This window comes from Cyclonatronum sp. (assembly GCF_022565315.1).
Classification (GTDB): Bacteria; Bacteroidota; Rhodothermia; order Balneolales; family Cyclonatronaceae; genus Cyclonatronum.
Window position 1 is genome coordinate 1 of sequence record NZ_JAIUMX010000166.1, and the last position, 5,722, is coordinate 5,722.

The window sequence follows — 5,722 nt, forward strand, 5'->3', positions numbered from 1 at the left end:
CTTTTTTAATTATGGTAGCCATGATGTGGGGATGTTTTACGATCTGAATCTAATTGCTGATGTGAATAACAAGGTGGCTAATTAACCCTTGTGAGGGTGAAGGGTTTATTAGGATTTGGGTAACGGGATAAACACTTTTGGGCCTAAATCATAAGGGTCCAGCGGTGAAGCCTGTTGAGCTAAGTTAATAGATTTGCACAATTTGCCAAACGCAAACTAAACCAACGCATCAGGGGCGAATTCGCTTGAACCGCATGTTAGCAGCCCCATTTAGCTGTTGACTTTATATGTCGAATATGACATATTTAGGTATGGCAACCACCGACAAATACATCGTTTGGCTACATGGAGAAATTAAGACTCCGCCATTTGGCACCGAATCTCGGCTGAAAGCCGGTTTTTTGATGCGTCGTTTGCAAAAAGGAGAGCTGTTAGAGATGCCTGATTCCAGACCGATGCCGTCGATTGGCAAAAACTGTCACGAACTACGCATTAATGATGCCAACAAGATTTGGCGCATTGTGTATTACATAGACGCTGATGCGATTGTTATTCTGGAAGTATTTGTCAAAAAGACCCAACAAACCCCGAAAGAAGTAATTGAACAGTGTAAAAAGCGACTATCGCGCTACAAACAGATTACAGGAGAATGATAGATGGATAAGCAAAAACGACAAAACTTGGAAAAAACGGGATTCCGCGTAGGATCCACCGCGGACTTTTTAGAGTTGTCACCCGAAGAAGAAGCGTATTTAGAGATTCGTTTACAGATTAGTGAACTGATTCGATACCAGCGCAAAAAGAGAGGGTGGACCCAAGTACAACTTGCCCGAGCACTAGGATCCAGTCAATCGCGAGTTGCGAAAATGGAAGTTGGCGACCCGAGTACCTCATTGGATTTGATGGTGAAGGGGTTGTTGCGCCTTGGTATATCGAAGCAGGAATTAGGAGAATTACTGACTGGCGATCTACATGTTGCGCTTCAACCCGCATAACTCTTAGTGCGAAGGGCTACTAACGGTTTGGCATTTCTGCTGCGTGGCAACCATGCCGGAAGATAAGAAACAATGGCTTACACGTCAGCAGGAAATGGTTGTTATGTGGCAGTCGATTTATGGTTCTCGACTATTAAAAGTTCGGAATTTCAACGAATTATATTCTAGAAGTGTTAAGCAATGTGACAGTCGCTGATTTTTTGTTTTCGACTAGTAATTATTTGATTTTGAAATAGTCCAGGTCTAATGACATTCCACTTAATAGATAGTTTTCCAATTTTTTTTTCGAAAACACCTCGAATAATAGCCCCGTTTTCAGATTCTCTTTCTATGTCCTTCGTAATGATAGCCAAGTCTAATGTTTCATTGGGTTTAACTAGTACTGGTTTGAATGTATCAGAAATTATTCCTTTCTCATTTATGGTCGCTATGTACATATTTGATGGATAAGTATTCTTATTGTGATGAATATTAAGAACTGGATATAGTCCAAAAAGTAATGGATACTTGCTTATATTCGAAACAGTAACATAAAGAAGCCATCGTGATTGCTTGTTTTTTATGTCTATAAGTTTGTCAAGAATAGCTAAAGAAATCTCATATTCATGTACCATAAATTGACGAAACTCATTAAATAATTTTTTCAAATTTATTATATTTTTTTCCGATAAATTGTTTAATAATATTTCAGATTTCGATTGAATTGCGGGATTTTCTCCTACATTAAATGATACGTTCTTCTTCGGAAATTCTATGTAACAATCCCCATCTTTATCTATAGTGTTTATTTTAATCAATTTTTTTTCTCTTGTGACTTTAAGATTATCGACAATATTTCTAATTAAAAATCTTTTCATCCAATAATCAAAATTTCTAAATTCGAAAACATCTGCAATACAATCAAAATATTCATCTTCATCTACTATGGAATGAGAATTTATAAGAATTACTTCAATTTTTTTCCAAATACGCTTTAAGTCATCTGCTAAATCCCAATTATCATAGATGTCGCCAAATTCGGCCTCTTCTTTTACTTTTTTAAAAAGGTTAGATTCTTCAATTTTAGAACGTACATCTAAATCTATTTTTATTTTATCACCTCTTTTTGTAGTTGAAGATATAAGATAGACATTGAAGAAATTATTTGCTCTATTTTGGTATTCTCGAATAAAATATCCAATTACACCACTTACTAAACCAGCGATTGTGACTATTAATGCATTTAAAATATTTGTATCCATATATTTAATATATTAAGTATGATCGTTTTTGCCATTTTACCTAACTTGGTTATAGGCGTAATATGCATGCACTTTACATGCCAATATAAGAGTAGAGTCGAACAATGAGGCGGTTTGCTTATTATAATTGATATGTTCAATTTGGTTACTGTTATTCCTGCCACATAACTCCTTATTGAACAACCCCAATATACCCTTCCAAGTCGTATAAGACACGAAAACTCAACTTGAGCAACTCCTGGGTGGTCATTAAGTCCCAAATAATGGCGGTTAATTAAACTTTCTGCTGAAGTCGTATATGTAATTACTTATACGACTTCAGCCCTGTGATTAAAGTAAGTGAAAGTATTTAACGAACCAAAAATATATCGTCAAATTCTTTCATTAATCAGAGAGAATCTGCATCTCATACGCCATCACCAAAAATTTCAGTGTGTCAGTAGGTCAGTGTGTCGCTGGTTCGGAAGGATGAATAGCGCAATGCCATAATACAGGCTCGAAACAATCCGCGGAAATCCCGCTAAATCCGCTCAATCCGCGGCCCATCAAATCAGTATCGTGCGGGTTGGCCGGGGGTTGGGAGGGAGTTGCGGATAAATTCGCGGATGTGCTGATTGCTTGTTGCGAGATCTTCCTGTCGCAGGTACATCATGTGGCCGCTGCGGTAGCCTTCGAAGCGGAGGCGGTCGCGGACCTTGCCGCTGCGGTCCATGTTCCACATCGCGTATTTGGCCGAGAAATAATCCGTCGCACCGTCGTAGTAGCCGGCCTGAATCATCACGTGCAGGAAGGGGTTTTCGCCCATCGCCCGGCGCAGGTCATCGCCCGTGCTGTCGTTGCTGCGGTCCCAGGGATGCACGGGCCCGAATATGTTGTACCTCAGGTCGGTTTTATAGTCGAGCACTTCGCGCAGGTAGTAGTTGATGGCCGGCGTGAAGCTGTGGTTCCAGGAGGTCAGCGCGGGGTCGTGATCGTAGCGGTCGCCGGCATCCATGCGGTCGATGCCGCGGTAGCGGGAATCCAGCCGGCCTACGGTGAGGCCCTCATGCCGCAGCAGCTCCTTCCAGAAAAAGGAGGTCGGGATGGTCAGGTTGTGGTTCAGAATATGCTGCTGATCTATGCCGGAAAAACGGGCGACCTGCGCGGCGATTTCATTCCGCTTTTCTTCCTCGAGAAAGCCGCCCATTGCCACCGCCGGCAGGTATTCGCTGATGGTGAATGCCTCGACCACCGGCAGGATGTCGTACAGATCCTGCTGCTGCAGTTCCGGTGCCAGCTGACCATGATACCAGGCGGTTGCCGCGTAGTAGGGCAGCTTCAGGATTTCGGAGCGGGGGTTCATGGCGGGCGGGGTGAGGCCCATTTCGGTCGGGGAAACCAGAATCACGCCGTTCAGGTACATCCAGTGCGCGCTCTGCAGCCGGCGCGCGAGCCCTGCCACACGGGTGGTGCCGTAGCTCTCCCCTTTCAGGTATTTGGGCGAACGCCAGCGGTCGTGCCGGCTCACGAACAAATCAATCCAGGAGGCCAGATAGCTGATGTCGGCATTCACGCCGAAAAACTGACTCCGGTCTGCGCTCTCGCTCAGTATGCGGGAGAAGCCGGTGTTAACCGGATCGATGAATACGATATCGGCCACATCCAGAATGGAGTGCGGATTTTCGGTTACGCCGTAGGGCTGAACCGGAAAGCCCTCATCATCAATATTCAGGAAGCGGGGACCGGTGTAGCCGATGTGCATCCATACCGAAGCCGAGCCGGGTCCGCCGTTGAAGGAAAACACCAGCGGCCGCGTGCTTTTATCGCGGATGTCGGTGCGCTCGTAGTACACATAAAACAGGGATGCCAGCACATTGCCGTCGGCATCGAGCACCGGCATGGTACCCGCGGTGGCTTTGTAAGGAATACGCTGCCCGCCAATGGTGACCGTGTGTTCGGAACTGACGGCTGACTCCGCCGGGAGCAGCTGATTTTGGGAAAAGGCATCCGTGGAGCCCCACAGGAGCAGCGCGATTATCAGAAATGGAAACAGCAGAACGATGCGGGAGTTAGTCATTTGAGCGGGCTTTTTACAGGAAGGGTGAGGCGCCCTGCCTGCGGCGGACACCATTAACAAAGCCGGAATTTAAGCCACCGCACCCAAAAGTCTAAACGGAAATTTCAGGGCGATGCATCCCGAAAGCCATCCTCCTGAAAAAATCAGCTTTCGGCTCCCAGTTCTTTCTGAAGTTTTTTGAGGGATTGCTGAAGGGTTTTGAGTCCGCGGGTTGAGGGATCAAGTCCGGAGAGCCCTTTTTCAAGCTTCGCAAGTTCTTCCAGGGCCTCTGCCGGAATGGCGGCCGCTTCGGCGGCTTTGCTGAGTGCCAGCTGTTTTTCCAGAATCTCTGCAATTTTTTTCGCAGACTGAACCGCTTCCTTATCCTGATTCTTCCGGTTTTCTTCGAGGGCTTCGGAGAATCTGGCCTGCGCCTCCCCGCCTTCCTGAAGCTGCTGCTGATGTGCATCCAACACCGCTTTCAGTTCCGCGGTACGCTTATCGAGGGCTTCATTTACAGATGCGAGCTGCTGCTGCATCGTGTCCTTCAGCTCCTTCTGAGCGGACTCCTGCGCCTGTTCAAGGGCGGCGGTCCGGCCGGTAATTTCCCCGGTGAGGCGTTTTTCAGCTTTTTCAAGCTCATCAGCGGCCGCATCCGCACTGCGCTGCTGTGCGCGGCGCAGGCTGAGGAACAACACCCCAAACACCAGTCCCAAAATGAGCAGGGCTGTCCACAGGCTTGTCGTTGCCCGGCTGAGGCGGCCTGAAAAGGCCTCGCTCAAACTGTCGAGCTGTTCCTCGGTATCGCCGAGGGTTTCGCGAAACTGCGCCTGACTCGCTTCGAGCAGCGTCTGAAACTCCGCGGCCTGCTCGGCGAGCAACCCCTGCAAAATGGCGAGGGAATCGGCCTGCTGCTGCAAGACCGCTTCCAGACCCTGAATCTGACTCCCGGACTGATTCAGCCCGCCCTGCAGCTGTGTGATGCGCTCCTGTAGCGACTCAAATGCGCCGAGCTGTTCCTCAAGATCCCGCTGAAGCCCGCCGAGCTGCTGCTGAAGCAGCTGCTCCAGCGCATTCTGCCTGCCTGAAAGCTGCTCCATCCTGGCGGCGTTTTCCTGCTGCATTGCCCGCAGGCGCTCGTCAAGCTCGATAACAGCGAGCGAATCAGCCGGTGAGGCGGCGCTGTTTCCGGCATGAGCCAAAGAGAAAAAAATCAGCACTATAGCAGCACTAAATTGCGCCGCTGCTTTGCTATTAAGGATGATGCCGGCGATCCGCCCGATACTGCGAACCCCCTTGTGCACCAACAAACCTGCCGAAACCCGTTTCATTATATTTACCATAACCCTGTCGGACCCTAAAGCTGAAGTTGTTGAACTTATACTGTAATTGCGAAGATAAGTAATTGTTTACATTTACACCCACTCAATTGTCATAAAGCCAATTGTTCC

General features: G+C 47.4%; 5 protein-coding genes. 2 read left to right on the forward strand and 3 right to left on the reverse strand.

The window, feature by feature from the left end; all coding sequences use genetic code 11:
• The first annotated feature begins 311 nt into the window (after positions 1-311).
• Positions 312-653: a type II toxin-antitoxin system RelE/ParE family toxin gene (locus LAT75_RS15010; RefSeq protein WP_291483549.1), complete on the forward strand. Its 342-nt coding sequence runs from the start codon at positions 312-314 to the stop codon at positions 651-653.
• 3 nt (positions 654-656) lie between these two features.
• A complete protein-coding gene (locus tag LAT75_RS15015; protein WP_291483551.1) occupies positions 657-995 on the forward strand; it encodes a helix-turn-helix domain-containing protein in 339 nt (112 codons plus the stop codon).
• Between the two features lie 173 nt (positions 996-1,168).
• Here LAT75_RS15015 and LAT75_RS15020 read toward each other — a convergent pair whose 3' ends face one another.
• The 3 genes from LAT75_RS15020 to LAT75_RS15030 all read right to left on the reverse strand — a co-directional run bounded on the left by LAT75_RS15020 (position 1,169) and on the right by LAT75_RS15030 (position 5,491).
• Positions 1,169-2,236, reverse strand: coding sequence for a hypothetical protein (locus tag LAT75_RS15020; RefSeq protein WP_291483552.1), 1,068 nt, complete (start codon positions 2,234-2,236; stop codon positions 1,169-1,171).
• A 550-nt stretch (positions 2,237-2,786) separates the two neighbouring features.
• A complete protein-coding gene (locus LAT75_RS15025) occupies positions 2,787-4,292 on the reverse strand; it encodes a carboxypeptidase (protein WP_291483554.1) in 1,506 nt (501 codons plus the stop codon).
• Positions 4,293-4,435: 143 nt separating this feature from the next.
• On the reverse strand, positions 4,436-5,491 hold the full coding sequence (locus LAT75_RS15030; protein ID WP_291483556.1) for a hypothetical protein: 1,056 nt from the start codon (positions 5,489-5,491) through the stop codon (positions 4,436-4,438).
• Positions 5,492-5,722 lie beyond the last annotated feature (231 nt).